Here is a 26498-nt window from a genome sequence, read left to right on the forward strand (position 1 = left end):
CTCAAAAACTGCTTAGCGCATCCGGTAATGAGAATGCGGCACTTTTTTGTAGGGTTAATCATCGACAGCCCTTGAAGCCTGATTTTGCGGCCCCATATATCGGGGCAGAAGCGCGAGTCAGGCTCGCGGACGAAATTGAAAGGAGAATTCTATGGCTGACGAACAGACAGTAGATACGCAAAACCCAGAAGCCAATCAGGCGCCCGAAGGCTCGGGTGACGACCTGGCGACCCGTGTACAAGTGCTCGAAGAGCAATTGGCCGCCGCGCAGGATCAGTCTCTGCGTGTAGCTGCCGATCTGCAGAACGTCCGTCGCCGTGCCGAACAGGATGTCGAGAAGGCGCACAAGTTTGCGCTGGAAAAATTCGCCGGCGACCTGCTGCCGATCGTCGACAGCCTGGAGCGCGGTCTCGAGCTGTCGAGCCCGGACGACGAAAGCATCCGTCCGATGCGTGAAGGCATCGAACTGACCTTGAAAATGTTCCACGACACCCTCAAGCGTTATCAGCTTGAAGCGATCGACCCGCATGGCGAACCGTTCAACGCCGTTCATCATCAGGCGATGGCCATGCAAGAAAGTGCCGACGTAGAGCCGAACAGCGTTCTGAAGGTGTTCCAGAAGGGTTATCAGCTCAACGGTCGCCTGTTGCGTCCGGCCATGGTTGTGGTCAGCAAGGCGCCAGCGCCAATTTCGCCTTCGATTGACGAGAAGGCTTGAAATTAGCCGCAAGGCCCCCATTTAGAAGTCAAGCGTTTAAGTATTACCGCAGTTAGCCACCACTGCTGCGGCAACAAAATCCAAAGTTTCGGGAGAGTGAACATGGGCAAAATTATCGGTATCGACCTGGGGACTACCAACTCCTGCGTCTCCGTGCTGGAAAACGGCAAGGCCAAGGTTATTGAAAACGCTGAAGGCGCGCGCACCACGCCGTCGATCATCGCTTACGCCAACGATGGCGAAATCCTGGTAGGTCAGTCGGCCAAGCGTCAGGCAGTGACCAACCCGCACAACACCCTGTACGCAGTAAAGCGTCTGATCGGTCGTCGTTTCGACGAAGAAGTTGTGCAAAAAGACATCCAGATGGTCCCTTACAAGATCGTCAAGGCTGACAACAACGACGCCTGGGTAGAAGTGAACGGCCAGAAAATGGCACCGCCACAAATATCGGCTGAAATCCTGAAGAAGATGAAGAAGACCGCCGAAGACTACCTCGGCGAGCCAGTGACCGAAGCGGTAATCACCGTTCCGGCCTACTTCAACGACAGCCAGCGTCAGGCGACCAAAGACGCCGGCCGCATTGCCGGTCTGGACGTTAAACGTATCATCAACGAACCAACCGCAGCTGCTCTGGCTTACGGTATGGACAAGGCCAAGGGCGATCACACCGTGATCGTTTACGACCTGGGTGGCGGTACTTTCGACGTTTCCGTGATCGAGATCGCTGAAGTTGACGGCGAGCACCAGTTCGAAGTGTTGGCCACCAACGGTGACACCTTCCTCGGCGGTGAAGACTTCGACATTCGTCTGATCGACTACCTCGTTGACGAATTCAAGAAAGAAAGCGGCATGAACCTCAAAGGTGACCCGCTGGCCATGCAGCGCCTGAAAGAAGCCGCTGAGAAAGCCAAGATCGAGCTGTCGTCCGCTCAGTCGACCGACGTCAACCTGCCGTACATCACTGCAGACGCGACCGGTCCTAAGCACCTGAACGTGAAGATCTCGCGTGCCAAGCTCGAAGCACTGGTTGAAGACCTGGTTCAGCGCACCATCGAGCCTTGCCGCATCGCCATGAAAGACGCCGGTATCGACGTTGGCGCGATCAACGACGTGATTCTGGTCGGCGGTCAGACCCGTATGCCGCTGGTACAGAAGCTGGTGACCGATTTCTTCGGTAAAGAAGCTCGTAAAGACGTTAACCCGGATGAAGCAGTTGCCATGGGTGCTGCGATCCAGGGCGCGGTTCTGGCCGGTGACGTGAAAGACGTTCTGCTGCTCGACGTCAGCCCGCTGACCCTGGGTATCGAAACCATGGGTGGCGTGATGACCGCGCTGATCGAGAAAAACACCACGATTCCTACCAAGAAATCGCAAGTGTTCTCGACTGCCGACGACAACCAGGGCGCTGTGACCATTCACGTCCTGCAAGGCGAGCGTAAGCAAGCGGCGCAGAACAAGTCTCTGGGCAAGTTCGACCTGGCCGACATTCCACCTGCTCCACGTGGCGTGCCGCAGATCGAAGTGACCTTCGACATCGACGCCAACGGCATCCTGCACGTCGGCGCGAAAGACAAGGCAACCGGCAAGACTCAGTCCATCGTGATCAAGGCCAACTCCGGTCTGTCCGACGAAGAGATCGAGCGCATGGTGCGTGACGCCGAGGCGAATGCCGAGGAAGACCGCAAGTTCGAAGAGCTGGCCGCTGCCCGTAACCAGGGTGATGCTCTGGTTCACTCGACGCGCAAAATGGTTGCTGACGCGGGCGACAAAGTCACCGCTGAAGAGAAGACCGCGATCGAAGCTGCCGTGGTTGCACTGGAAGCCGCTGTAAAAGGCGACGACAAGGCTGCCATCGAAGCCAAGGTTGAAGAGCTGTCGAAAGTCTCGGCTCCGGTTGCCCAGAAGATGTACGCCGAACAGGCTCAGCCTGCTGAAGGCGCGGCGCCGCACGACGAGAAAGCTGAAAAGGCCGACGATGTTGTCGATGCCGAGTTTGAAGAAGTCAAAGACCACAAGTAAGTTGTTGGTCGGCCGGTTGACTGCCTTGCGGCGGTGACTGGTAGGATGTCGCCGCGCGGGAGCTTGCTCCCGCGTTGGCGTATCTGGAATACGTGAATTTTTACAACATGCGACAAGCCTCGCGTGTTGCTGGTATGGCCGGGAATGCTCCTGCTTTCCGCGCCGCAAGTACCACAAGAAACAAAGACCAGGATCGTTGAATTGACGTGAGTTGGGTCCGGGCCTGTATTGGGGCTCAACGAGTTTGGCCATCCTCAGGAGGGGTTTGCCGGACGTCCTCAAGAGTGCAAAGAACTTATGGCAAAGCGTGACTATTACGAAGTGTTGGGTGTTGAGCGTGGATCCAGCGACGCGGACTTGAAGAAGGCCTATCGCCGCCTGGCGATGAAGCATCACCCGGACCGTAATCCCGATGACAAAGCGTCGGAAGAACTGTTCAAAGAGGCCAATGAGGCCTACGAAGTATTGTCCGATTCCAGCAAGCGCGCGGCCTACGACCAATACGGTCATGCCGGCGTCGACCCGAGCATGGGTGGCGGTGGCGCCGGTTTCGGCGGGCAGAACTTCTCTGACATCTTTGGCGATGTCTTCAGTGACTTCTTCGGTGGCGGTCGCGGCGGTTCCCGTGGTGGCGCCCAGCGTGGCAGCGATTTGCGCTACACCCTGGAACTGAATCTGGAAGAAGCGGTACGCGGCACCACCGTGAACATCCGCGTTCCGACACTGGTCAACTGCAAGCCGTGCGACGGTTCCGGCGCGAAGAAAGGCTCGTCGCCGTCGACGTGCCCGACCTGCGGCGGCATCGGCCAGGTGCGCATGCAGCAAGGCTTCTTCTCGGTACAACAGACCTGCCCGCGTTGCCATGGCCAGGGCAAGATCATTTCCGATCCGTGCGACTCTTGCCACGGCGACGGTCGTGTCGAAGAGTACAAGACCCTTTCGGTCAAAGTGCCGGCCGGCGTCGATACCGGTGACCGCATTCGTCTGTCCGGCGAAGGTGAGGCGGGTACGCAGGGTGGTCCGACGGGCGATCTGTATGTCGTCATCAATGTGCGCGAACACGACATCTTCCAGCGTGATGGCAAGCATCTGTTCTGCGAAGTGCCGATCAGCTTCGTCGATGCGGCATTGGGCGGCGAGCTGGAAATTCCGACCCTCGACGGTCGCGTCAAACTGAAAATCCCCGAAGGCACCCAGACCGGCAAGCAGTTCCGCGTGCGTGGCAAAGGCGTGGCGCCAGTGCGTGGCGGCGGTGCGGGCGATCTGATGTGCCGCGTGGCCGTCGAAACCCCGGTCAACCTGAACCGTCGTCAGCGCGAACTGCTGGAAGAGTTCCGCAGCTCCCTGGCCGACGACAACAGCCACTCGCCGAAAACCACCGGTTGGTTCGACGGTGTAAAGCGCTTCTTCGGCGATTTGTAAGGAGTCGGCATGCGACGTATTGCAGTGATGGGCGCCGCCGGGCGCATGGGCAAAACCCTGATTGAAGCGGTGCAGCAAACGCCGGGTGCCGGTCTGACGGCGGCGGTGGATCGTCCCGACAGCACGCTGGTCGGTGCGGATGCCGGTGAGCTGGCAGCGCTGGGCCGGATCGGTGTGCCGTTGTCCGGTGATCTGGATCGCGTGGTCGAAGAGTTCGACGTGCTGATCGACTTCACTCACCCGACCGTGACCCTGAAGAATCTCGCGTTCTGCCGCAAGCACGGCAAGGCGATGATCATCGGCACGACCGGTTTCAGTGTCGAAGAAAAGCAATTGCTGGCCGAAGCGGGCAAGGACATTCCAATTGTCTTCGCCGCCAACTTCAGTGTGGGTGTCAACCTGTGCCTGAAGCTGCTCGACACGGCTGCGCGGGTGCTGGGTGATGATGTCGATATCGAAATCATGGAAGCTCACCATCGCCACAAGGTCGATGCGCCGTCGGGCACCGCTGTGCGCATGGGTGAAGTGATTGCCGATGCGTTGGGGCGTGACCTGAAAAAGGTTGCGGTCTACGGTCGCGAAGGTCAGACCGGTGCGCGTGAGCGTGAAACCATTGGTTTCGCTACCGTGCGTGCGGGCGACATCGTGGGTGATCACACCGTGCTGTTCGCCGCTGATGGCGAGCGTGTCGAGATCACGCACAAGGCATCGAGCCGCATGACGTTCGCCAAAGGCGCGGTACGTGCGGCGCTGTGGCTGGACGGTCGCGAGCCGGGTCTGTACGACATGCAAGACGTGCTCGACCTGCGTTAAGCCCCTGTTTAACCCGGTGCAAACGCCCTGTTTGCGCCGGTTTTTCCCGCTGAGCGACGACCTGTCGCATTCTCCGGCCTTTTAGGCTCTTTAGCGGTGGACCAAAAAAGCCTTTTTCTGTAAGCTACAGCTTTAGTGTGTCCACTAAAAGCGCGCAGAATAATTCAGTGAAGAAGCGGGGTGACGTGTCCATACGTCACTCCGCTTTTTTACAACCTGCGATTGCCCTTTCATGCGTTATTTACGGGAGGTCTTCTTGACTAAGCCAGCCATACTCGCCCTTGCTGATGGCAGCATTTTTCGCGGCGAAGCCATTGGAGCCGACGGTCAAACCGTTGGTGAGGTGGTGTTCAACACCGCAATGACCGGCTATCAGGAAATCCTTACCGATCCTTCCTACGCCCAACAGATCGTGACCCTGACTTACCCGCACATCGGCAACACCGGCACCACGCCGGAAGACGCCGAGTCCGACCGCGTCTGGTCCGCTGGCCTGGTCATTCGTGACCTGCCGCTGGTAGCGAGCAACTGGCGTAACACGATGTCCCTGTCCGATTACCTGAAAGCCAACAATGTTGTGGCGATCGCCGGTATCGACACCCGTCGCCTGACCCGCATCCTGCGTGAAAAAGGCGCACAGAACGGCTGCATCATGGCCGGCGACAACATCTCCGAAGAAGCTGCAATCGCCGCCGCGCAAGGCTTCCCGGGCCTCAAGGGCATGGATCTGGCGAAAGTCGTCAGCACCAAGACTCAATACGAATGGCGCTCGACTGTCTGGGATCTGAAGACCGACAGCCACGCGACCATCGACGCTTCCGAGCTGCCTTACCACGTGGTTGCCTACGACTACGGCGTCAAGCTGAACATCCTGCGCATGCTGGTCGAGCGCGGCTGCCGCGTCACCGTGGTGCCGGCACAAACTCCGGCTGCCGACGTACTGGCACTGAAGCCGGACGGCGTGTTTCTGTCCAACGGCCCTGGTGATCCGGAGCCTTGCGACTACGCGATCAAGGCGATCAAGGAAGTGCTGGAAACCGAAATCCCGGTATTCGGCATCTGCCTCGGTCACCAGTTGCTGGCTCTGGCCTCCGGCGCCAAGACCCTGAAAATGGGCCACGGCCACCACGGTGCCAACCACCCGGTACAGGATCTCGACACTGGCGTCGTGATGATCACCAGCCAGAACCACGGCTTCGCGGTAGACGAAGAAACCTTGCCGGCCAACGTGCGTGCGATCCACAAATCGCTGTTCGACGGTACCCTGCAAGGCATCGAGCGCACCGACAAGAGCGCGTTCAGCTTCCAGGGTCACCCTGAAGCGAGCCCGGGCCCGAACGACGTGGCGCCACTGTTTGACCGCTTCATCAACGAGATGGCCAAGCGACGCTAAGCGTTCGCCTTGAGACTGTAGAGAGAAGCCCCTCGAGGGCGGCCCCGACCCCGGCGGCCCCTTCGAGGCTTCAGAAATCGATCAAGACGGCTTGCCGACTGACCTGCGGATTTGAGTGACAAACCCATGCCAAAACGTACAGACATTAAAAGCATCCTGATTCTCGGCGCTGGCCCGATCGTTATCGGCCAGGCCTGCGAATTCGACTACTCCGGCGCCCAGGCTTGTAAAGCCCTGCGCGAAGAGGGTTACCGCGTCATCCTGGTGAACTCCAACCCGGCCACCATCATGACCGACCCGGACATGGCCGACGCCACCTACATCGAGCCGATCAAGTGGCAGACCGTTGCCAAGATCATCGAAAAAGAGCGTCCGGACGCGGTACTGCCAACCATGGGCGGCCAGACGGCTCTGAACTGCGCCCTGGACCTGGAACGCGAAGGCGTTCTGGAGAAGTTCGGCGTAGAAATGATCGGCGCCAACGCCGACACCATCGACAAGGCTGAAGACCGTTCGCGTTTCGACAAGGCGATGAAGTCCATCGGCCTGGCGTGCCCGCGTTCGGGTATCGCCCACAGCATGGAAGAAGCCAACGCGGTTCTCGAAACCCTGGGCTTCCCGTGCATCATCCGTCCGTCCTTCACCATGGGCGGCACCGGTGGCGGTATCGCATACAACCGTGAAGAGTTCGAAGAAATCTGCGCTCGCGGTCTGGACCTGTCGCCGACCAAAGAACTGCTGATCGACGAATCGCTGATCGGCTGGAAAGAATATGAAATGGAAGTTGTCCGCGACAAAAAGGACAACTGCATCATCGTCTGCTCGATCGAGAACTTCGACCCGATGGGCGTGCACACCGGTGACTCGATCACTGTTGCTCCGGCACAGACCCTGACCGACAAGGAATACCAGATCCTGCGTAACGCCTCCCTGGCGGTACTGCGCGAGATCGGCGTCGAGACTGGCGGTTCCAACGTGCAATTCGGTATCTGCCCGAACACTGGCCGTATGGTCGTGATCGAAATGAACCCGCGTGTATCGCGCTCCTCGGCGCTGGCTTCGAAAGCCACCGGTTTCCCGATCGCCAAAGTCGCGGCCAAGCTGGCTGTGGGTTACACCCTCGACGAACTGTCGAACGACATCACCGGCGGCAAGACCCCGGCGTCCTTCGAGCCGTCGATCGACTACGTCGTGACCAAGCTGCCTCGCTTCGCCTTCGAAAAATTCGCCAAGGCTGACGCACGTCTGACCACTCAGATGAAGTCGGTCGGTGAAGTCATGGCCATCGGCCGGACCTTCCAGGAATCCCTGCAGAAAGCCCTGCGCGGCCTGGAAGTGGGCGTTTGCGGTCTGGACGAGAAGCTCGACCTGAGCAATCCGGAAAGCATGAGCGTGCTCAAGCGCGAACTGACCGTGCCGGGTGCCGAGCGCATCTGGTACGTGGCAGACGCTTTCCGTGCCGGCATGACTGTCGAAGAAATCTTCGCCATGAACATGATCGACCCTTGGTTCCTGGTGCAGATCGAAGATCTCATCAAGGACGAAGAGAAGGTCAAGACCCTCGGTCTGTCCGCGATCGACCGCGATCTGATGTTCAAGCTCAAGCGCAAAGGCTTCTCCGATCAGCGCCTGGCCAAGCTGCTGGGTGTGACCGAGAAAAACCTGCGTACTCACCGCCAGAAGCTGGAAGTATTCCCGGTCTACAAGCGCGTTGACACCTGCGCCGCCGAGTTCGCCACCGACACCGCGTACCTCTACTCGACGTACGAGGAAGAGTGCGAAGCCGCACCGTCGGGTCGTGACAAGATCATGATCCTGGGCGGCGGTCCGAACCGTATCGGCCAAGGCATCGAGTTCGACTACTGCTGCGTACATGCTGCCCTCGCACTGCGCGAAGACGGCTACGAAACCATCATGGTCAACTGCAACCCGGAAACCGTTTCCACTGACTACGACACTTCCGACCGCCTGTACTTCGAGCCGGTTACCCTGGAAGACGTGCTGGAAATCTGCCGCGTCGAGAAGCCGAAAGGCGTGATCGTCCAGTACGGCGGCCAGACTCCGCTGAAACTGGCGCGAGCCCTGGAAGCTGCTGGCGTGCCGATCATCGGTACCAGCCCTGACGCCATTGACCGTGCCGAAGACCGTGAGCGCTTCCAGCAAATGGTTGAGCGCCTGAACCTGCGTCAGCCGCCAAACGCCACCGTGCGCAGCGAAGACGAAGCTGTTCGTGCTGCCGCCAAGATCGGTTACCCGCTGGTGGTGCGTCCGTCCTATGTACTGGGCGGTCGTGCGATGGAAATCGTGTACAAGGAAGACGAACTCAAGCGCTACCTGCGTGACGCGGTGCAAGTGTCCAACGACAGCCCGGTGCTGCTCGACCACTTCCTCAACTGCGCCATCGAGATGGACGTGGATGCGGTCTGCGACGGCAAAGACGTGGTGATCGGCGCGATCATGCAGCACATCGAACAGGCGGGTGTTCACTCCGGTGACTCCGCGTGCTCGCTACCGCCTTACTCGCTGCCGGCGCACATCCAGGACGAGATGCGCGAACAGGTCAAGAAAATGGCCCTGGAACTGGGCGTTGTCGGCCTGATGAACGTGCAACTGGCGTTGCAGGGCGAAGACATCTACGTCATTGAAGTCAACCCGCGCGCTTCCCGTACTGTGCCGTTCGTTTCCAAGTGCATCGGTGTCTCCCTGGCCATGATCGCTGCGCGCGTGATGGCCGGTAAGACCCTGCAGGAAATCGGCTTCACCAAAGAAATCATCCCGAACTTCTACAGTGTGAAAGAGGCGGTGTTCCCGTTCGCCAAATTCCCTGGTGTGGACCCGATCCTCGGCCCAGAGATGAAGTCCACCGGTGAAGTGATGGGCGTCGGCGACACTTTCGGTGAAGCTTTCGCCAAGGCCCAGATGGGCGCCAGCGAAGTGCTACCGACTGGTGGTACCGCGTTCATCAGCGTGCGTGACGATGACAAGCCACTGGTTGCAGGCGTGGCCCGTGATCTGATCAACTTGGGCTTCGAAGTGGTTGCCACTGCCGGGACTGCCAAGCTGATCGAAGCCGCAGGCCTGAAAGTGCGCCGTGTGAACAAGGTGACCGAGGGTCGTCCGCACGTGGTCGACATGATCAAGAATGACGAAGTCACGCTGATCATCAACACCACTGAAGGTCGTCAGTCGATCGCTGATTCGTACTCCATTCGTCGTAATGCCCTGCAGCACAAGATTTACTGCACCACGACCATTGCTGCGGGCGAAGCTATCTGTGAAGCGTTGAAGTTCGGTCCCGAGAAGACCGTGCGCCGCTTGCAGGATCTACACGCAGGATTGAAGGCATGAGCATAACCAAGTACCCAATGACTGTTCAGGGCGCTCGCGCCCTGGAAGAAGAGCATGCTCACCTGACCAAGGTCGTCCGTCCGAAGCTCAGCCAGGATATCGGTACGGCCCGCGAGTTGGGTGACTTGAAAGAAAACGCTGAATACCATGCCGCCCGCGAACAGCAAGGCATGGTCGAGGCGCGGATTCGTGACATCGAAGGCCGGATTCAGAATCAGGTCATCATCGACGTCACGACCATTGCGCACACTGGCAAAGTGATCTTCGGGACCACCGTCGAAATCGCTAACGTCGAGACGGATGAAAGCGTCACTTACCACATCGTGGGTGAGGATGAGGCTGACTTCAAACTCGGCAAGATTTCGGTCGGCTCGCCGCTGGCCCGTGCCCTGATCGGCAAGGAAGAGGGCGATGTGGTTGCCGTGAAAACGCCAAGTGGCGTTATCGAGTACGAGATTGTCGAAGTCCGTCACATCTGAAAACGGGCGCCCGCTGCGTGCGGGCGCCATGCTTTGGCAGCTGACCCAGATGCTTTGGGTCGGCGGTCTATGGCTGATTCATCTTGGCTTGCAGCCGGTGTTGGGCAAAATCGGCCTGGCACCGCTGTTGGTCGATGAAGTGGCCAGTGCATTTGAAGTGCTGGTGGTGGGATTCGCCGCCGCATGCGTGATTTTTCAGGCTTTGGTGCTGGTACAGGCCGAAGGCCTTGTCAGTCTATGGCGGGATTTTCGCGGTCAGGTGCTGCTGATGGCGTTGTATGCGTGCGCGATGTTTGTCGCAATACGTGTCGGCTGGCCGGATGCGCAGCGCTGGCAGGTGTTCAGCTTTCTGATCCTGGGGTTTTCCGGGCTGGTGCTGGTGCTGCAACCGGTGCCGGGATGGGGTGGCAGGGTGCGCGAAGCACACCCTTGACCCTTGTCATCACTTGAAGCGATGAACGTTCGACAGCTGCTTGTTGACGCTGAAGTTCTTGCGGTAAACCAGTGCCATCTTGCCGATGACCTGTACCAGGTCCGCTTTGCCGACCTTGCACAGCTCTGCAATGTGCGCCAGGCGCGACTCGCGATCGAGGATATTGAGCTTGATCTTGATCAGCTCGTGATCCGCCAGGGCGCGTTCAAGTTCGGCTAGCACACCTTCAGTCAAACCGTTGTCAGCCACAGTCAAAACTGGTTTCAGATGGTGGCCAATGGATTTGTACTGTTTCTTCTGCTCTGGAGTGAGCGGCATAATCTGACCCTTTCGTCTGGATTCTGTAAAATGGCGGCCATTTTACCCGAGGGTTCGTGGATCCGCCCAATTAATCACGACCCTTATCATCGAGGTGCCCAATGGCGCGTTCCAAGACAAGCCTTGGTTGGCTGAAAAGACATGTCAACGATCCCTATGTGAAGCAAGCGCAGAAGGATGGCTACCGCTCGCGTGCGAGTTACAAGCTTCTGGAGATCCAGGAGAAATACAAGTTGATCCGTTCCGGCATGAGCGTTGTCGACCTGGGCGCGGCGCCCGGTGGCTGGTCGCAGGTCACGAGCCGGTTGATCGGTGGTCAGGGGCGCCTGATCGCCTCGGACATTCTGGAAATGGACAGTATTCCGGACGTGAATTTCATTCAGGGGGACTTCACCGAGGACGAAGTGCTCGCGCGGATCCTTGAGGCCGTGGGTAATTCGCAGGTAGACCTTGTGATTTCCGATATGGCCCCCAATATGAGTGGTACGCCTGAAGTGGACATGCCAAAAGCCATGTTCCTTTGTGAACTGGCGCTTGATCTGGCGGAACGGATACTCAAGCCGGGTGGCAATTTCGTGATCAAGATTTTTCAGGGCGAAGGTTTTGATGTTTACCTGAAGGATGCTCGTCGGAAATTCGACAAGATCCAGATGATCAAGCCAGACTCCTCCCGCGGCAGTTCCCGCGAGCAGTACATGCTGGCCTGGGGTTACCGCGGGCGTAGTGAGTAACACGAGGTTTTTTGCCGGGGTGATAGGTTTTTCGTATTTTGCCCCGTGTGCATAAGCGAATATTGTGTAGAAAGTGTTTCACAAAGGGTTACAGACAGCGCCTGCCAGAGTTGTAGGTAATGTAGTAAGTTAGGCCGGTGAATATCATGCGAAGCGCGCGCCAGTAGCGGAGCTTGCTTCAGAGGGTAGTTAATTGAACGATATGGCAAAGAATCTGATCCTGTGGTTGATCATCGCGGCAGTCCTCGTGACGGTGATGAACAACTTCTCCAGCCCTAACGAGCCGCAGACCCTCAACTATTCCGACTTCATCCAGCAGGTCAAGGATGGCAAGGTCGAGCGCGTAGCCGTTGATGGCTATGTGATTACCGGTAAGCGCAACGATGGCGACAGCTTCAAGACCATTCGTCCGGCGATCCAGGACAATGGCCTGATCGGCGACCTGGTCGACAATCACGTCGTGGTCGAAGGCAAGCAGCCTGAGCAGCAAAGCATCTGGACCCAGCTTCTGGTGGCCAGCTTCCCGATCCTGGTGATCATCGCGGTGTTCATGTTCTTCATGCGCCAGATGCAGGGTGGTGCCGGTGGCAAGGGCGGGCCGATGAGCTTTGGCAAGAGCAAGGCGCGTCTGTTGTCTGAAGACCAGGTGAAAACCACATTGGCTGACGTTGCCGGTTGCGACGAAGCCAAGGAAGAAGTGGGTGAACTGGTTGAGTTCCTCCGTGATCCGGGCAAGTTCCAGCGTCTGGGCGGTCGCATTCCTCGCGGTGTGCTGATGGTCGGCCCTCCGGGTACCGGTAAAACCCTGCTGGCCAAAGCGATTGCCGGCGAAGCCAAGGTGCCGTTCTTCACCATTTCCGGTTCTGACTTCGTCGAGATGTTCGTCGGTGTCGGTGCCAGCCGCGTACGTGACATGTTCGAGCAGGCGAAGAAACACGCGCCTTGCATCATCTTCATCGACGAAATCGACGCCGTCGGTCGCCATCGTGGCGCCGGCATGGGCGGCGGTCATGACGAGCGCGAGCAGACTCTCAACCAGTTGCTGGTAGAGATGGACGGCTTCGAGATGAACGACGGCATCATTGTAATCGCTGCCACCAACCGTCCTGACGTGCTTGACCCGGCGCTGCTGCGTCCGGGCCGTTTCGACCGTCAGGTGGTGGTTGGCTTGCCGGACATCCGTGGTCGCGAGCAGATCCTCAAGGTTCACATGCGCAAAGTGCCAATGGGTGACGACGTTGCTCCGGCCGTTATCGCGCGTGGTACTCCGGGCTTCTCTGGTGCTGACCTGGCTAACCTGGTCAACGAAGCGTCGCTGTTCGCTGCGCGTAGCGGCAAACGCATCGTTGAAATGAAAGAGTTCGAACTGGCCAAAGACAAGATCATGATGGGCGCCGAGCGCAAGTCGATGGTCATGTCCGAGAAGGAAAAGCAGAACACTGCTTATCATGAAGCCGGCCACGCTATCGTCGGTCGTGTAGTGCCAGAGCATGATCCGGTGTACAAGGTGTCGATCATTCCGCGTGGTCGCGCGCTGGGTGTAACCATGTTCCTGCCGGAAGAGGATCGCTACAGCCTGTCCAAACGTGCATTGATCAGCCAGATCTGCTCGCTGTACGGCGGCCGTATCGCTGAAGAGATGACCCTGGGCTTTGACGGTGTCACCACCGGCGCGTCCAACGACATCATGCGTGCCAGCCAGATTGCACGGAACATGGTGACCAAGTGGGGTCTGTCGGAAAAGCTCGGCCCGCTGATGTATGCCGAAGAAGAAGGCGAGGTGTTCCTCGGTCGCGGCGGTGGCGGTCAGAGTGCCAGCTTCTCCGGCGAGACAGCCAAGCTGATCGACTCCGAGGTGCGCAGCATCATCGACCAGTGCTACGGCACGGCCAAGCAGATCCTCACGGACAACCGTGACAAGCTCGACGCCATGGCTGATGCGTTGATGAAGTACGAAACGATCGACGCTGAACAGATCGACGACATCATGGCGGGTCGTACTCCTCGCGAGCCTCGCGACTGGTCCGGCGGCACGGGTACACCTCCACCTCCAGTGGTTCAGGACGAGCGTCCGGAAACACCGATCGGCGGTCCGGCTGCTGACGTTTAAGGTTTGAAATGACTTCTGTACAGTCCCTGACCCGGTTGCCTTGCGGCAACCGGGTTCTTGATTTGGCCCGGACACACGTCATGGGCATTCTCAATGTCACTCCCGATTCTTTCTCTGATGGTGGCCGTTACAGCCAGCACGACGCAGCCTTGCGCCATGCCGAAGCCATGGTGTTGGCTGGCGCGACGCTGATTGATGTCGGCGGCGAATCGACCCGGCCAGGTGCGCGAGCGGTTTCTCCTCTGGAGGAGCTGGAGCGCGTGGCGCCCGTCGTTGAATTGATCAATCGCGAACTGGATGTGGTTATCTCGGTTGACACTTCAACGCCGGCGGTCATGCGTGAAACTGCGCGACTGGGTGCAGGGTTGATCAACGATGTGCGCTCCCTGCAGCGCGATGGTGCGCTGGACGCAGCCGCCGCCACTGGCCTGCCGGTGTGCCTGATGCATATGCTGGGTGAGCCTGGCGACATGCAGGACAATCCGCAGTATCAGGATGTCACCCGGGAAGTCGGCGAGTTTCTCGCAGAGCGCATGGCTCAATGTGCATTGGCGGGTATCCCGGCCAATCGGATCATTCTCGACCCCGGTTTCGGTTTCGCCAAAACCCTGCAGCACAATCTAAGCTTGTTCAAGCATATGGAAGCCCTGCATGCGCTGGGGCGGCCGTTGTTGGTTGGTGTTTCGCGCAAGAGCATGATCGGACATGCATTGAATCGTCCCGTGGGCGAGCGTCTGCATGGCGGTCTGGCGCTGGCGGCACTGGCGTCGGTCAAAGGTGCGCGTATATTGCGGGTCCATGATGTGGCGGAAACGGTAGATGTGGTGCGGATGATCGAAGCCGTGGAATCAGCCGAATAAGAATGATGGAGCACTTATGAGCAAGAAATATTTTGGTACCGACGGCATTCGTGGTCGCGTCGGTGAATACCCGATTACTCCTGACTTCATGCTCAAGCTCGGCTGGGCTGCCGGCATGGCGTTCCGCAAGATGGGCGCCTGCAAGGTGCTGGTCGGCAAGGACACGCGGATTTCCGGTTATATGTTCGAATCGGCGCTCGAGGCCGGTCTGACATCGGCGGGCGCCGATGTGATGCTGCTCGGACCGATGCCGACGCCGGCGATTGCCTACCTGTCGCGCACGTTCCAGGCTGAGGCCGGCATCGTGATCAGTGCTTCGCACAACCCGCATGACGATAACGGCATCAAGTTCTTCTCCGGCAAAGGCACCAAGTTGCCCGATGAGCTGGAGCTGATGATCGAAGAGTTGCTCGATACGCCGATGACCGTGGTCGAGTCGAGCAAGATCGGCAAGGTGTCGCGCATCAATGACGCCTCCGGTCGCTACATCGAATTCTGTAAAAGCAGTGTGCCGACCGGCACCAGTTTTGCCGGCCTGAGGATTGTCATCGACTGTGCCCATGGTGCGACCTATAAGGTGGCGCCGAGCGTCTTTCGCGAGCTGGGCGCAGAAGTTGTCGTCTTGTCAGCGCAGCCGAACGGCCTGAACATCAATGAAAACTGCGGCTCGACCCATATGGGGCAGTTGCAGGCGGCAGTGATGGCTGAGCACGCCGATCTGGGGATTGCCTTCGATGGCGATGGTGACCGGGTGCTGATGGTTGATCACACGGGCGCCATTGTCGATGGTGACGAGTTGTTGTTCATCATCGCGCGTGACCTGCATGAGCGTGACAAATTGCAGGGCGGCGTAGTCGGCACTCTGATGAGTAACCTGGGGCTCGAGCTGGCGCTGGCGGATCTTTCGATTCCGTTTATTCGTGCCAACGTCGGTGATCGCTATGTGATCGCCGAGTTGCTGGAGCGTAACTGGTTGGTCGGCGGTGAAAACTCGGGGCATATCGTTTGCTTCAATCACACCACGACTGGCGACGCGATCATCGCTGCATTGCAGGTGTTGATGGCGCTCAAGACTCGAAACGAAGGGCTGGCGCAAACCCGGCAGGCGTTGCGCAAGTGTCCTCAGGTGCTGATCAATGTGCGTTTTGGTGGCGGTGAAAGCCCGCTCGAGCATCCGGCTGTCAAGGAGGCCAGTGCGCGTGTTACCCAAGCGATGGCGGGTCGTGGTCGTGTGCTTTTGCGCAAGTCCGGGACAGAGCCTCTGGTGCGCGTGATGGTCGAAGGCGAGGACGAAACCCAGGTTCGAGGCTATGCCGAAGAACTGGCAAAACTGGTAAGTGAAGTTTCTGCCTGATTCGGCTTGCCAGCCATGATTGTGTTGGGTAACATCTGCGCCCACTTTGACCGACGAGGTACAGCATGCGTCGCCCTATGGTAGCTGGTAACTGGAAGATGCACGGTACCCGCGCCAGCGTCGCTGAGCTGATCAACGGCCTTCGTCATCTGGCCTTGCCAAGCGGTGTTGATGTCGCGGTATTCCCGCCTTGCTTGTATATCAATCAAGTGATTGATGGCTTGAAAGGCAAGTCGATTTCGGTCGGTGCGCAGAACTCTGCGGTGGAATCCATGCAAGGTGCATTGACGGGTGAGATTGCTCCCAGTCAGTTGGGGGATGCAGGTTGTTCCCTGGTGCTTGTCGGGCACTCCGAACGCCGCCAGATAATGGGCGAGCGAGACGGGATGCTGAATCGCAAGTTCGCAGCGGCACAGGCATGTGGCTTGATTCCGGTGTTGTGTATAGGGGAAACCCTTGAACAGCGCGAAGCCGGTAAAACTCTTGAGGTTGTCGGGCGTCAGCTGGGCAGTATCATCGAGGAGCTGGGTGTAGGTGCCTTTGCCAAGGCAGTCATTGCTTACGAGCCGGTCTGGGCTATTGGTACCGGACTGACTGCAACGCCGCAACAGGCGCAGGATGTGCATAAAGCCATTCGCGAGCAGTTGGCGGCAGAGAATTCTGAGGTCGCACGAGGTGTGCGGCTTCTATACGGCGGCAGCGTGAAGGCGGCCAATGCGGTCGAACTGTTCGGCATGCCGGATATCGATGGGGGGCTCATTGGTGGAGCTTCCCTGAATGCAGATGAGTTCGGTGCGATCTGTCGCGCCGCGGGAAACTGAAAAAATGCTGGAAACAGTCGTAGTCGTTTTTCATCTGCTGGGTGCATTGGGCGTAGTTGCTCTGGTTTTGCTGCAGCAGGGTAAAGGTGCGGATGCTGGCGCGTCTTTCGGAGCAGGTGCTTCAAATACTGTGTTCGGAAGCCAAGGTTCCTCTACCTTTCTTAGTAAGTTTACTGCTATACTTGCCGCCGGTTTCTTCATAACCAGCTTGGGGTTAGGTTACTTTGCTAAAGAGAAAGCTCATCAGCTGACTCAAGCAGGTCTCCCAGACCCAGCAGTGTTGGAAGTACCTAAGCAACAACAACCGGCTTCTGATGATGTCCCGGTGCTTCAAGAGCAAAAGTCGGCTACTCCAGCGACTGACGTACCTCCAGCTCAAGAGCAGAAGTAAGAAGGGTTTCAAACGTAGTTTTGCCGAGGTGGTGGAATTGGTAGACACGCAACCTTGAGGTGGTTGTGCCCATAGGGTGTAGGGGTTCGAGTCCCCTTCTCGGTACCAATTAGTCAGGAGAGCCCGCTGTTGCGGGCTTTCTTGCAGGTGGAAGGTTACATTGACCCTATAAGGGATCGGTCGTATACTTCTGCCCCAGCTTTGTCGCGGGGTGGAGCAGTCTGGTAGCTCGTCGGGCTCATAACCCGAAGGTCGTCGGTTCAAATCCGGCCCCCGCAACCAGTTTAAGGAGCCCCTTTTAAGGGGCTTTTTGTTAGCTGGACACTTTCAACGCCGCTATTCGACGGCGTTTCAAGGATGGGCGTTAAGCCCATTTTTTTATTTTGCAAAGCATGCACATATCATGCACTAGGGGGTTCAGGTGTCGAGCAAGCTAGAAGAGTTGCAGGCCTTGCTGGCCCCGGTGGTCGTGGCCCTGGGCTATGAATGCTGGGGGATCGAGTTTTCGGCTCAGGGTCGTCACTCGATGTTGCGCGTTTATATCGATAAAGAGGGCGGCGTGCTGGTGGACGATTGCGCCATTGTCAGCCGTCAGATCAGCGGTGTACTGGATGTTGAAGATCCAATCTCCGTTGAATACACCCTCGAAGTTTCCTCGCCTGGCATGGAGCGCCCGCTGTTCACTCTTGAGCAGTTTGCAAAATTTGCCGGTGAACAAGTGAAGATCAAGCTGCGCTCGCCTTTTGAAGGTCGACGCAACTTTCAGGGCCTTCTGCGCGGTGTAGAAGAACAGGACGTCGTGGTGCAGGTAGAAGACCATGAGTTCCTGTTGCCGATCGATATGATCGACAAGGCCAACATTATTCCCAGTTTTGACTGAGACGCGGATCCCGCGGATCCAATGGCTTGCGAAAGGCGAGGCGTACGATGAGCAAAGAAGTACTGCTGGTTGTTGAGTCGGTATCCAATGAAAAGGGCGTACCGGCAAGCGTAATTTTTGAAGCGCTGGAGCTGGCTCTGGCCACTGCTACCAAAAAGCGTTTTGAAGACGAAGTTGACCTGCGTGTGGAAATTAACCGCCACACCGGTTCTTACGAAACGTTCCGTCGCTGGACGGTCGTCGAAGAGAATGATCTCGATGATCCGGCCATCGAAACCTGGCCAAGCAAGGTTGCGGAAACGCATCCGGGCGCCAAGGTTGGCGATGTTGTCGAAGAAAAAATCGAATCCATCGAGTTCGGCCGCATTGCTGCACAGACTGCCAAGCAGGTCATCGTGCAGAAAGTGCGTGAAGCCGAGCGCGCTCAAGTGGTTGACGCCTATCGCGAGCGCCTGGGAGAAATCATCTCCGGCACCGTGAAGAAAGTCACCCGCGACAACGTGATCGTCGATCTGGGCAACAACGCTGAAGCGTTGCTGGCCCGTGAAGACATCATTTCTCGCGAAACTTTCCGTGTCGGCGTGCGCCTGCGTGCGCTGCTCAAGGAAATCCGCACTGAGAACCGCGGCCCGCAGTTGATCCTGTCGCGTACCGCGCCGGAAATGCTGATCGAGCTGTTCCGCATCGAAGTGCCGGAAATTGCCGAAGGCCTGATCGAAGTAATGGCTGCGTCCCGTGATCCGGGTTCGCGCGCCAAGATCGCCGTTCGCTCGAAGGACAAACGCATCGACCCGCAGGGCGCTTGCATCGGTATGCGCGGTTCGCGCGTCCAGGCAGTGTCAGGTGAGTTGGGCGGTGAGCGTGTTGATATCGTCCTGTGGGATGACAACCCGGCTCAGTTCGTGATCAACGCCATGTCCCCGGCTGAGGTTGCGGCAATTATCGTTGACGAAGATGCCCACGCCATGGACATCGCCGTTGGCGCAGACAATCTGGCTCAGGCCATCGGTCGTGGTGGTCAGAACGTGCGTCTGGCGAGCCAGTTGACTGGCTGGACCCTGAACGTGATGACCGAATCGGACATCCAGGCTAAGCAGCAAGCAGAAACCGGCGACATCCTGCGCAACTTCATCGACGAGCTGGAAGTCGACGAAGAACTGGCTCAGGTGCTGGTTGATGAAGGCTTCACCAGCCTGGAAGAGATTGCCTACGTACCGTTGGAAGAAATGCTCAACATCGACGGCTTTGACGAAGACATCGTCAACGAGCTTCGCGCTCGTGCCAAGGATCGTTTGTTGACCAAAGCCATCGCTACTGAGGAAAAGCTGGCAGACGCCCATCCGGCCGAAGACCTGCTCTCGCTTGAGGGTATGGACAAGGATTTGGCGATGGAACTGGCGGTGCGCGGCGTAATTACCCGCGAAGACCTGGCCGAGCAGTCTATTGACGACCTGCTCGACATCGACGGCATTGACGATGATCGTGCCGGCAAGTTGATCATGGCCGCCCGAGCCCACTGGTTCGAGTAATTAGGCGCGGCCTGAGGAGAGAAGTGCATGACGCAAGTCACGGTGAAACAACTGGCCGATGAGGTCAAAACACCGGTAGAGCGCCTGTTGCAGCAGATGCGTGAGGCAGGTCTGCCGCACACCGCCGCCGAAGAAAATGTGACTGACAGTGAGAAGCAGTCCCTGCTGACTCACTTGAAAAGCAGCCACAAGGCGAAAGTGGAAGAACCACGCAAGATCACGCTGCAGCGTAAAACCACCAGCACCCTGCGTGTGGCTGGTAGCAAAAGCATCAGCGTAGAAGTTCGCAAGAAGAAAGTTTTCGTACAGCGTAGCCCGGAAGAAATCGAAGCCGAGCGCAAGCGTGAACTGGATGAGCGTCGCGCAGTAGAAAATGCTGCCCGTCAAAAGGCTGAAGAAGAAGCCAAGCAGCGCGCCGAAGAAGAAGCGCGCCGCCAGCCTGCTGCTGCGCAGACCGCTACCAGCGACGCCGTTGCGGCGCCGGCTGCAGTTACCGAACCTGTGCGCGAAAGCGCGCCGGTGGTTGCCGCTGCTCCAGCTCCGTCTGCTGAAGTTCGCAACAAGCAGAACGAACAGCGCCGTCCTGACAAGCCACGTGCCGACGACAACAATCGTCGCAGCGGTGGTGGTGATGGCGAGCGCAAAAACGCTCCGCATCGCGCATCGGTCAAAGAAAAAGCGCCGGCTCCACGTGTGGCGCCACGCACTACCGACGAAGAAAGCGATGGCTTCCGTCGCGGTGGTCGCGGCAAGGCCAAGCTGAAGAAGCGCAACGCCCACGGTTTCCAGAGCCCAACCGGCCCTGTCGTGCGTGATGTGCAGATCGGCGAGACCATCACTGTTGGCGATCTCGCCAATCAGATGTCGGTCAAGGCTGCTGAAATCATCAAGTTCATGTTCAAGCTAGGTACTCCAGCGACCATCAACCAGGTGCTTGATCAGGAAACTGCTCAACTGGTAGCCGAAGAACTGGGCCACAAAGTGACCCTGGTCAGCGACACCGCCCTGGAAGACTCCCTGGCCGAGTCCCTGAAGTTTGAAGGCGAGTCGTTCTCCCGTGCTCCAGTCGTGACCGTAATGGGCCACGTTGACCACGGTAAAACTTCCCTGCTCGATTACATCCGTCGTGCCAAGGTAGCTGCTGGCGAAGCCGGTGGTATTACTCAGCACATCGGTGCGTACCACGTTGAGACTGATCGTGGCATGGTCACTTTCCTCGACACTCCGGGTCACGCGGCGTTTACCGCTATGCGTGCCCGTGGTGCCAAGGCGACCGACATCGTGATCCTGGTGGTTGCGGCGGACGACGGCGTGATGCCGCAAACCATCGAAGCAGTCCAGCATGCTCAGGCTGCCGGCGTGCCTCTGGTGGTTGCAGTGAACAAGATCGACAAGCCGGGCGCCGATCTCGATCGCATTCGCAGCGAACTGTCGGTTCACGGCGTGACTTCCGAAGACTGGGGTGGCGACACGCCTTTCGTTCCGGTTTCCGCGAAGATGGGTACTGGTGTGGACGAGCTGCTTGAAGCCGTCCTGCTGCAAGCTGAAGTGCTCGAACTGAAAGCGACTCCATCGGCTCCTGGCCGTGGTGTTGTGGTTGAATCGCGTCTCGACAAAGGTCGTGGTCCGGTGGCAACCGTTCTGGTTCAAGACGGTACCCTGCGCCAAGGCGACATGGTCCTGGTCGGTTCGAACTATGGCCGCGTGCGTGCCATGCTCGACGAGAACGGCAAGCCAATCAAGGAAGCCGGTCCTTCCATCCCTGTCGAGATTCTCGGCCTGGACGGTACCCCGGACGCTGGCGACGAGATGAGCGTGGTGGCTGACGAGAAGAAAGCCCGTGAAGTGGCTCTGTTCCGTCAAGGCAAGTTCCGCGAAGTCAAACTGGCTCGCGCTCACGCCGGCAAGCTGGAAAACATCTTCGAAAACATGGGTCAGGCCGAGAAGAAGACGCTCAACATCGTCCTCAAATCCGACGTCCGTGGTTCGCTGGAAGCGTTGAACGGTGCCTTGAATGGCCTGGGCAACGACGAAGTACAAGTGCGCGTAGTGGGTGGCGGTGTCGGTGGTATCACCGAGTCCGACGCTAACCTGGCACTGGCTTCCAACGCTGTACTGTTCGGCTTCAACGTGCGTGCCGATGCTGGCGCACGGAAGATCGTCGAGCAGGAAGGTCTGGACATGCGTTACTACAACGTGATCTACGACATCATCGAAGACGTCAAGAAAGCCCTGACCGGTATGCTCGGCAGCGATGTTCGCGAGAACATCCTGGGCGTGGCCGAAGTGCGCGACGTGTTCCGTTCGCCGAAGTTTGGCGCGATCGCCGGCTGCATGGTGATCGAAGGTGTTGTGCACCGTAACCGTCCGATCCGTGTACTGCGTGAAGACATCGTTATCTTCGAAGGCGAGCTGGAATCCCTGCGCCGCTTCAAGGATGACGCTTCCGAAGTACGTGCCGGCATGGAATGCGGTATCGGCGTGAAGAGCTACAACGACGTCAAAGTCGGCGACAAAATCGAAGTCTTCGAGAAGGTTCAGGTTGCTCGCAGCCTCTAACTCGCGCACTTCAAGGGCCACGCCGAGCCGCTGCATGCAGATGCGCGCCACGGCGTCAGGACTCTAAACGCAACGCCCGGTCTGGCATTTGTCAGGCCGGGCGTTTGCCGCTTTCAGACCTTGCGGGTTTCACCGTGGGGCAGTAACAGGTAACAAAATCATGGCAAAAGAATACAGCCGTACCCAACGTATCGGCGATCAGATGCAGCGCGAGCTGGCCCAACTGATCCGTCGCGAAGTCAAAGATCCGCGCGTCGGCCTGGTCACCATTACCGCTGTGGAAGTCAGCCGTGACGTCGGTCACGCGAAGATTTTCATCACCGTGATGGGTCAGGACAACGCCGAAGATATCGCGCAAAGCATCAAGGTGCTCAATGCCGCCGCAGGTTTCCTGCGCATGCAACTGGCCCGTGAAATGAAGCTGCGCAGTGTGCCGCAATTGCACTTCCACTACGACGAATCCGTTGTCCGTGGTGCGCACCTGTCGGCCCTGATCGAGCGCGCCGTGGCTGAAGACAATCAGCACGTCACCGCGCCTGCACCTGAAGACGCCAAGGAGTAATTCGGTGGCTCAGGTCAAACGTATCCGTCGTAACGTCAGCGGTATCATCCTGCTCGACAAGCCGTTGGGGTTCACCTCCAACGCCGCGTTGCAGAAGGTTCGCTGGCTGCTCAACGCCGAGAAGGCCGGTCACACCGGCAGCCTCGACCCGCTGGCCACTGGCGTGTTGCCGCTGTGTTTCGGTGAGGCCACCAAGTTCTCGCAGTACCTGCTCGATTCCGACAAGGGTTATGAAACCCTGGCGCAACTGGGCAAGACCACCACCACGGCAGACGCCGAGGGTGAGGTTTTGCAGGAGCGTCCGGTGACCGTTGGTCGCGCCGACGTCGAAGCGGTCCTGCCGAAATTTCGCGGTCAAATCAGTCAGATACCGCCGATGTACTCGGCACTCAAGCGTGATGGCCAGCCGCTGTACAAGCTGGCCCGTGCAGGCGAAGTAGTGGAGCGCGAACCGCGTTCTGTTACTATTGCGCGCTTGGAATTACTGGCCTTCGAAGGCGATACTGCGCGTCTTGCAGTGGATTGCAGCAAAGGCACCTATATTCGTACCCTGGTGGAGGATATCGGTGAGCAACTCGGTTGTGGTGCGTACGTCGCAGAATTGCGCCGTACCCAGGCCGGGCCTTTCACTTTGGCGCAAACCGTTACCCTCGAAGAGCTCGAAGCGGTACATGCCGAAGGCGGCAACGAAGCGGTCGATCGCTTCCTGATGCCATCGGACAGCGGCCTGCAGGATTGGCCGTTGCTGCACTTTTCGGAAGCGAGCGCGTTCTACTGGCTCAACGGCCAGCCGGTACGTGCCCCGGATGCTCCGAAGTTCGGCATGGTGCGGGTACAGGATCACAATGGTCGCTTCATCGGTATCGGTGAAGTGAGCGAAGACGGGCGCATCGCGCCACGTCGTTTGATTCGGTCAGAATGACCGGAAACCGGTGCGTATTACAGCGTGCCGGCGAGTGTGGCTGTTAACAGGCACGGTCACTACTCATTTATAGATACAGGGATTTGTCCCTGGCCTGTTGAAGCTGTTTCTCTGAAACAGTTTCCTGATAAAAGGATTGCCTCATGGCTCTCGACGTTCAAGAAAAAGCTCAAATCGTTGCTGACTACCAGCAAGCTGTTGGTGACACTGGTTCGCCAGAAGTGCAAGTTGCACTGCTGACCGCCAACATCAACAAACTGCAAGGTCACTTCAAGGCCAACGGTAAAGATCACCACTCCCGTCGTGGTCTGATCCGCATGGTAAACCAGCGTCGCAAGCTGCTGGACTACCTGAAAGGCAAGGACGTGAGCCGTTACAGCGCTCTGATCGCTCGCCTGGGTCTGCGTCGCTAATCAGCGATTGCGCTATGAGGTTGGTGGTCTGTGGGACGTCGGCGGTTTACCGCTGGCGCCTTGCAGGCTCCCAGCCTCAAGTTTTATCTGGATACACGTTTTACCCCGGACAAGCGTTGGGCCGATTCCCGACATTGCCCAAGAATTTCGCAAGAAACCAGTTCCCCCAAGAGCCACAAAGAAGGTAGGACACCGTGAACCCGGTAATCAAAAAATTCCAGTTCGGTCAGTCGACCGTTACCCTCGAGACTGGCCGCATCGCCCGTCAGGCCTCCGGCGCAGTATTGGTCACCGTTGACGACGACGTCAGCGTATTGGTGACCGTCGTCGGTGCCAAGCAAGCCGATCCGGGCAAGGGCTTCTTCCCTCTGTCCGTTCACTACCAGGAAAAGACTTACGCTGCCGGTAAGATCCCTGGCGGTTTCTTCAAGCGCGAAGGCCGTCCTTCCGAGAAAGAAACCCTGACTTCCCGACTGATCGACCGTCCGATCCGTCCGCTGTTCCCGGAAGGGTTCATGAACGAAGTGCAGGTTGTCTGCACCGTCGTTTCCACCAGCAAAAAGACCGATCCGGACATCGCTGCGATGATCGGTACTTCGGCTGCCCTGGCTATTTCGGGCATCCCGTTTGACGGCCCGATCGGCGCCGCTCGCGTCGCTTTCCACGAAAGCACCGGCTACCTGCTGAACCCGACTTACGAACAACAAGCCGCTTCGAGCCTGGACATGGTCGTTGCCGGTACCTCCGACGCCGTACTGATGGTTGAATCGGAAGCCAAAGAGCTGACCGAAGACCAGATGCTGGGCGCGGTACTGTTCGCTCACGACGAGTTCCAGGTGGTGATCAACGCCGTCAAGGAACTGGCCGCTGAAGCTGCCAAGCCAACCTGGACCTGGGCTCCGGCGCCAGAAGCCACCGAACTGCTGGGCGCTATCCGTGCCGAGTTCGGCGATGCGATCTCCCAGGCTTACACCATCACCGTCAAGGCTGACCGCTACGCACGTCTGGGCGAGCTGAAGGATCAGGTTGTTGCCAAGCTGTCCGGTGAAGAAGGCCAGCCTTCGGCTGCCGACGTCAAAGCCGCTTTCGGCGAAATCGAATACCGCACCGTTCGCGAAAACATCGTTAACGGCAAGCCACGTATCGACGGTCGCGACACCAAGACCGTACGTCCGCTGAACATCGAAGTCGGCGTTCTGCCGAAGACTCACGGTTCGGCGCTGTTCACCCGTGGTGAAACCCAGGCTCTGGTAGTCGCGACCCTGGGCACCGCCCGTGACGCACAGCTGCTGGACACCCTGGAAGGCGAGAAAAAAGACCCGTTCATGCTGCACTACAACTTCCCTCCGTTCTCGGTGGGCGAGTGTGGTCGCATGGGTGGCGCTGGTCGTCGTGAAATCGGTCACGGCCGTCTGGCCCGTCGTTCGGTTTCGGCCATGCTGCCAGCCGCTGACGTGTTCCCGTACACCATTCGTGTCGTGTCGGAAATCACCGAATCCAACGGTTCGAGCTCGATGGCTTCCGTTTGCGGCGCTTCCCTGGCCCTGATGGACGCTGGTGTGCCGATGAAGGCGCCGGTTGCCGGTATCGCCATGGGTCTGGTTAAAGAGGGCGAGAAGTTCGCCGTCCTGACCGACATCCTCGGTGACGAAGACCACCTGGGCGACATGGACTTCAAGGTAGCCGGTACCGCCAAAGGCGTCACCGCGCTGCAGATGGACATCAAGATCAAGGGCATCACCGAAGAGATCATGGAAATCGCTCTGGGCCAAGCCCTGGAAGCGCGCCTGAACATCCTCGGCCAGATGAACCAGATCATTGGCCAGTCGCGTACCGAACTGTCGGCCAACGCTCCGACCATGATCGCGATGAAAATCGACACCGACAAGATCCGTGACGTTATCGGTAAAGGTGGCGCGACCATCCGTGCGATCTGCGAAGAAACCAAGGCTTCGATCGACATCGAAGACGACGGTTCGATCAAGATCTTCGGCGAAACCAAGGAAGCCGCTGAAGCTGCTCGTCAGCGCGTTCTGGGCATCACCGCTGAAGCCGAGATCGGCAAGATCTATGTGGGTAAAGTTGAGCGCATCGTCGACTTCGGCGCATTCGTCAACATCCTGCCAGGCAAGGACGGTCTGGTGCACATCTCCATGCTGAGCGACGCTCGCGTAGAGAAAGTGACCGACATCCTGAAAGAAGGCCAGGAAGTGGAAGTGCTGGTACTGGACGTGGACAACCGCGGCCGTATCAAGCTGTCCATCAAAGACGTGGCAGCGGCCAAGGCATCGGGCGTGTAATCACCCCCTCGCTTTAGCGCAATGAAAATGCCCCGCCGTGAAAACGGCGGGGCATTTTTTTGTCTGCCATAAAGATCAAAAGCTCGCAGCCTGCGGCAGCGCCGGTAAAAACGCGGTGATAAC

At 58.3% G+C, this 26498-nt stretch carries 22 protein-coding genes and 2 tRNA genes; 23 read left to right on the plus strand and 1 reads right to left on the minus strand.

Translation table 11 applies throughout. The annotated features are described in order from the left end of the window. Window positions 1-151: 151 nt before the first annotated feature. The 8 genes from grpE (at window position 152) to HV782_RS04870 (ending at window position 10625) form a co-directional block, all read left to right on the plus strand. Window positions 152-718 carry a nucleotide exchange factor GrpE gene (grpE, locus tag HV782_RS04835; protein WP_123464526.1) on the plus strand — a complete coding sequence of 189 codons (567 nt, stop codon included), beginning with the start codon at window positions 152-154 and terminating at the stop codon, window positions 716-718. A 102-nt stretch (window positions 719-820) separates the two neighbouring features. Next, complete coding sequence (gene dnaK, locus HV782_RS04840; RefSeq protein ID WP_064585905.1) at window positions 821-2737, plus strand: molecular chaperone DnaK; 1917 nt, start codon at window positions 821-823, stop codon at window positions 2735-2737. A 297-nt stretch (window positions 2738-3034) separates the two neighbouring features. After that, a complete protein-coding gene (dnaJ, locus tag HV782_RS04845) occupies window positions 3035-4159 on the plus strand; it encodes a molecular chaperone DnaJ (RefSeq protein ID WP_003221522.1) in 1125 nt (374 codons plus the stop codon). Between the two features lie 9 nt (window positions 4160-4168). After that, window positions 4169-4972 (plus strand): 4-hydroxy-tetrahydrodipicolinate reductase, encoded by an 804-nt coding sequence (gene dapB, locus HV782_RS04850; protein ID WP_016771766.1) that lies wholly within the window; start codon window positions 4169-4171, stop codon window positions 4970-4972. Window positions 4973-5228: 256 nt separating this feature from the next. Next, window positions 5229-6365, plus strand: a complete 1137-nt coding sequence (carA, locus tag HV782_RS04855; RefSeq protein ID WP_123464528.1) for a glutamine-hydrolyzing carbamoyl-phosphate synthase small subunit — start codon at window positions 5229-5231, stop codon at window positions 6363-6365. A gap of 126 nt (window positions 6366-6491) precedes the next feature. Beyond that, a complete protein-coding gene (carB, locus tag HV782_RS04860) occupies window positions 6492-9713 on the plus strand; it encodes a carbamoyl-phosphate synthase large subunit (protein WP_128615785.1) in 3222 nt (1073 codons plus the stop codon). Window positions 9714-9715: 2 nt separating this feature from the next. Further along, the gene (greA, locus tag HV782_RS04865; protein WP_123465972.1) at window positions 9716-10192 is read left to right on the plus strand and encodes a transcription elongation factor GreA; all 477 of its coding nucleotides are present in this window, start codon (window positions 9716-9718) and stop codon (window positions 10190-10192) included. A 28-nt stretch (window positions 10193-10220) separates the two neighbouring features. Continuing rightward, on the plus strand, window positions 10221-10625 hold the full coding sequence (locus tag HV782_RS04870) for an MFS transporter (RefSeq protein WP_186746282.1): 405 nt from the start codon (window positions 10221-10223) through the stop codon (window positions 10623-10625). Between the two features lie 9 nt (window positions 10626-10634). On the opposite strand, the gene HV782_RS04875 is transcribed toward HV782_RS04870, so the two are convergent. After that, window positions 10635-10943, minus strand: a complete 309-nt coding sequence (locus HV782_RS04875; RefSeq protein ID WP_003221534.1) for a YhbY family RNA-binding protein — start codon at window positions 10941-10943, stop codon at window positions 10635-10637. Between the two features lie 101 nt (window positions 10944-11044). Between HV782_RS04875 and rlmE the strand changes: the two genes are divergently transcribed. The 15 genes from rlmE to pnp all read left to right on the plus strand — a co-directional run bounded on the left by rlmE (window position 11045) and on the right by pnp (window position 26375). After that, complete coding sequence (gene rlmE / locus HV782_RS04880) at window positions 11045-11674, plus strand: 23S rRNA (uridine(2552)-2'-O)-methyltransferase RlmE (protein ID WP_123464534.1); 630 nt, start codon at window positions 11045-11047, stop codon at window positions 11672-11674. Between the two features lie 202 nt (window positions 11675-11876). Then, the gene (ftsH, locus tag HV782_RS04885) at window positions 11877-13784 is read left to right on the plus strand and encodes an ATP-dependent zinc metalloprotease FtsH (protein WP_123464536.1); all 1908 of its coding nucleotides are present in this window, start codon (window positions 11877-11879) and stop codon (window positions 13782-13784) included. An 8-nt stretch (window positions 13785-13792) separates the two neighbouring features. Then, window positions 13793-14644, plus strand: coding sequence for a dihydropteroate synthase (folP, locus tag HV782_RS04890; RefSeq protein WP_123464538.1), 852 nt, complete (start codon window positions 13793-13795; stop codon window positions 14642-14644). Between the two features lie 16 nt (window positions 14645-14660). After that, entirely contained in the window at window positions 14661-15998 is a 1338-nt protein-coding gene (gene glmM / locus HV782_RS04895; protein WP_123464540.1) for a phosphoglucosamine mutase, read from the plus strand. A gap of 65 nt (window positions 15999-16063) precedes the next feature. Beyond that, window positions 16064-16819, plus strand: coding sequence for a triose-phosphate isomerase (tpiA, locus tag HV782_RS04900; RefSeq protein WP_186746279.1), 756 nt, complete (start codon window positions 16064-16066; stop codon window positions 16817-16819). Window positions 16820-16823: 4 nt separating this feature from the next. Next, entirely contained in the window at window positions 16824-17210 is a 387-nt protein-coding gene (gene secG / locus HV782_RS04905; RefSeq protein ID WP_027610782.1) for a preprotein translocase subunit SecG, read from the plus strand. A 22-nt stretch (window positions 17211-17232) separates the two neighbouring features. Next, window positions 17233-17318: transfer RNA gene (locus HV782_RS04910), tRNA-Leu, on the plus strand. Between the two features lie 97 nt (window positions 17319-17415). Further along, a tRNA-Met gene (locus tag HV782_RS04915) sits at window positions 17416-17492 on the plus strand. A gap of 139 nt (window positions 17493-17631) precedes the next feature. Further along, a complete protein-coding gene (rimP, locus tag HV782_RS04920) occupies window positions 17632-18090 on the plus strand; it encodes a ribosome maturation factor RimP (RefSeq protein ID WP_007973115.1) in 459 nt (152 codons plus the stop codon). Between the two features lie 47 nt (window positions 18091-18137). Next, window positions 18138-19619 (plus strand): transcription termination factor NusA, encoded by a 1482-nt coding sequence (gene nusA / locus HV782_RS04925; RefSeq protein WP_003221546.1) that lies wholly within the window; start codon window positions 18138-18140, stop codon window positions 19617-19619. 27 nt (window positions 19620-19646) lie between these two features. Continuing rightward, a complete protein-coding gene (infB, locus tag HV782_RS04930; protein ID WP_186746277.1) occupies window positions 19647-22178 on the plus strand; it encodes a translation initiation factor IF-2 in 2532 nt (843 codons plus the stop codon). A gap of 160 nt (window positions 22179-22338) precedes the next feature. After that, window positions 22339-22740, plus strand: coding sequence for a 30S ribosome-binding factor RbfA (gene rbfA, locus HV782_RS04935; RefSeq protein ID WP_128615783.1), 402 nt, complete (start codon window positions 22339-22341; stop codon window positions 22738-22740). Window positions 22741-22744: 4 nt separating this feature from the next. After that, window positions 22745-23662 (plus strand): tRNA pseudouridine(55) synthase TruB, encoded by a 918-nt coding sequence (gene truB, locus HV782_RS04940; RefSeq protein ID WP_024011571.1) that lies wholly within the window; start codon window positions 22745-22747, stop codon window positions 23660-23662. A 143-nt stretch (window positions 23663-23805) separates the two neighbouring features. Next, a complete protein-coding gene (gene rpsO / locus HV782_RS04945) occupies window positions 23806-24075 on the plus strand; it encodes a 30S ribosomal protein S15 (protein ID WP_011332409.1) in 270 nt (89 codons plus the stop codon). 194 nt (window positions 24076-24269) lie between these two features. Continuing rightward, complete coding sequence (gene pnp, locus HV782_RS04950) at window positions 24270-26375, plus strand: polyribonucleotide nucleotidyltransferase (protein WP_123464544.1); 2106 nt, start codon at window positions 24270-24272, stop codon at window positions 26373-26375. Window positions 26376-26498 lie beyond the last annotated feature (123 nt).

Source organism: Pseudomonas monsensis (genome assembly GCF_014268495.2).
GTDB classification, from domain to species: domain Bacteria; phylum Pseudomonadota; class Gammaproteobacteria; order Pseudomonadales; family Pseudomonadaceae; genus Aquipseudomonas; species Aquipseudomonas monsensis.

Bases quoted from the DNA above. Each gene is read 5' to 3' on its own strand.
- grpE (WP_123464526.1), top strand. From the start codon at position 152: ATGGCTGACGAACAGACAGTAGATACGCAAAACCCAGAAGCCAATCAG.
- dnaK (WP_064585905.1), top strand. From the start codon at position 821: ATGGGCAAAATTATCGGTATCGACCTGGGGACTACCAACTCCTGCGTC.
- dnaJ (WP_003221522.1), top strand. From the start codon at position 3,035: ATGGCAAAGCGTGACTATTACGAAGTGTTGGGTGTTGAGCGTGGATCC.
- dapB (WP_016771766.1), top strand. From the start codon at position 4,169: ATGCGACGTATTGCAGTGATGGGCGCCGCCGGGCGCATGGGCAAAACC.
- carB (WP_128615785.1), top strand. From the start codon at position 6,492: ATGCCAAAACGTACAGACATTAAAAGCATCCTGATTCTCGGCGCTGGC.
- HV782_RS04870 (WP_186746282.1), top strand. From the start codon at position 10,221: ATGCTTTGGCAGCTGACCCAGATGCTTTGGGTCGGCGGTCTATGGCTG.
- HV782_RS04875 (WP_003221534.1), bottom strand. From the start codon at position 10,943: ATGCCGCTCACTCCAGAGCAGAAGAAACAGTACAAATCCATTGGCCAC.
- rlmE (WP_123464534.1), top strand. From the start codon at position 11,045: ATGGCGCGTTCCAAGACAAGCCTTGGTTGGCTGAAAAGACATGTCAAC.
- ftsH (WP_123464536.1), top strand. From the start codon at position 11,877: ATGGCAAAGAATCTGATCCTGTGGTTGATCATCGCGGCAGTCCTCGTG.
- folP (WP_123464538.1), top strand. From the start codon at position 13,793: ATGACTTCTGTACAGTCCCTGACCCGGTTGCCTTGCGGCAACCGGGTT.
- glmM (WP_123464540.1), top strand. From the start codon at position 14,661: ATGAGCAAGAAATATTTTGGTACCGACGGCATTCGTGGTCGCGTCGGT.
- tpiA (WP_186746279.1), top strand. From the start codon at position 16,064: ATGCGTCGCCCTATGGTAGCTGGTAACTGGAAGATGCACGGTACCCGC.
- secG (WP_027610782.1), top strand. From the start codon at position 16,824: ATGCTGGAAACAGTCGTAGTCGTTTTTCATCTGCTGGGTGCATTGGGC.
- nusA (WP_003221546.1), top strand. From the start codon at position 18,138: ATGAGCAAAGAAGTACTGCTGGTTGTTGAGTCGGTATCCAATGAAAAG.
- infB (WP_186746277.1), top strand. From the start codon at position 19,647: ATGACGCAAGTCACGGTGAAACAACTGGCCGATGAGGTCAAAACACCG.
- rbfA (WP_128615783.1), top strand. From the start codon at position 22,339: ATGGCAAAAGAATACAGCCGTACCCAACGTATCGGCGATCAGATGCAG.
- rpsO (WP_011332409.1), top strand. From the start codon at position 23,806: ATGGCTCTCGACGTTCAAGAAAAAGCTCAAATCGTTGCTGACTACCAG.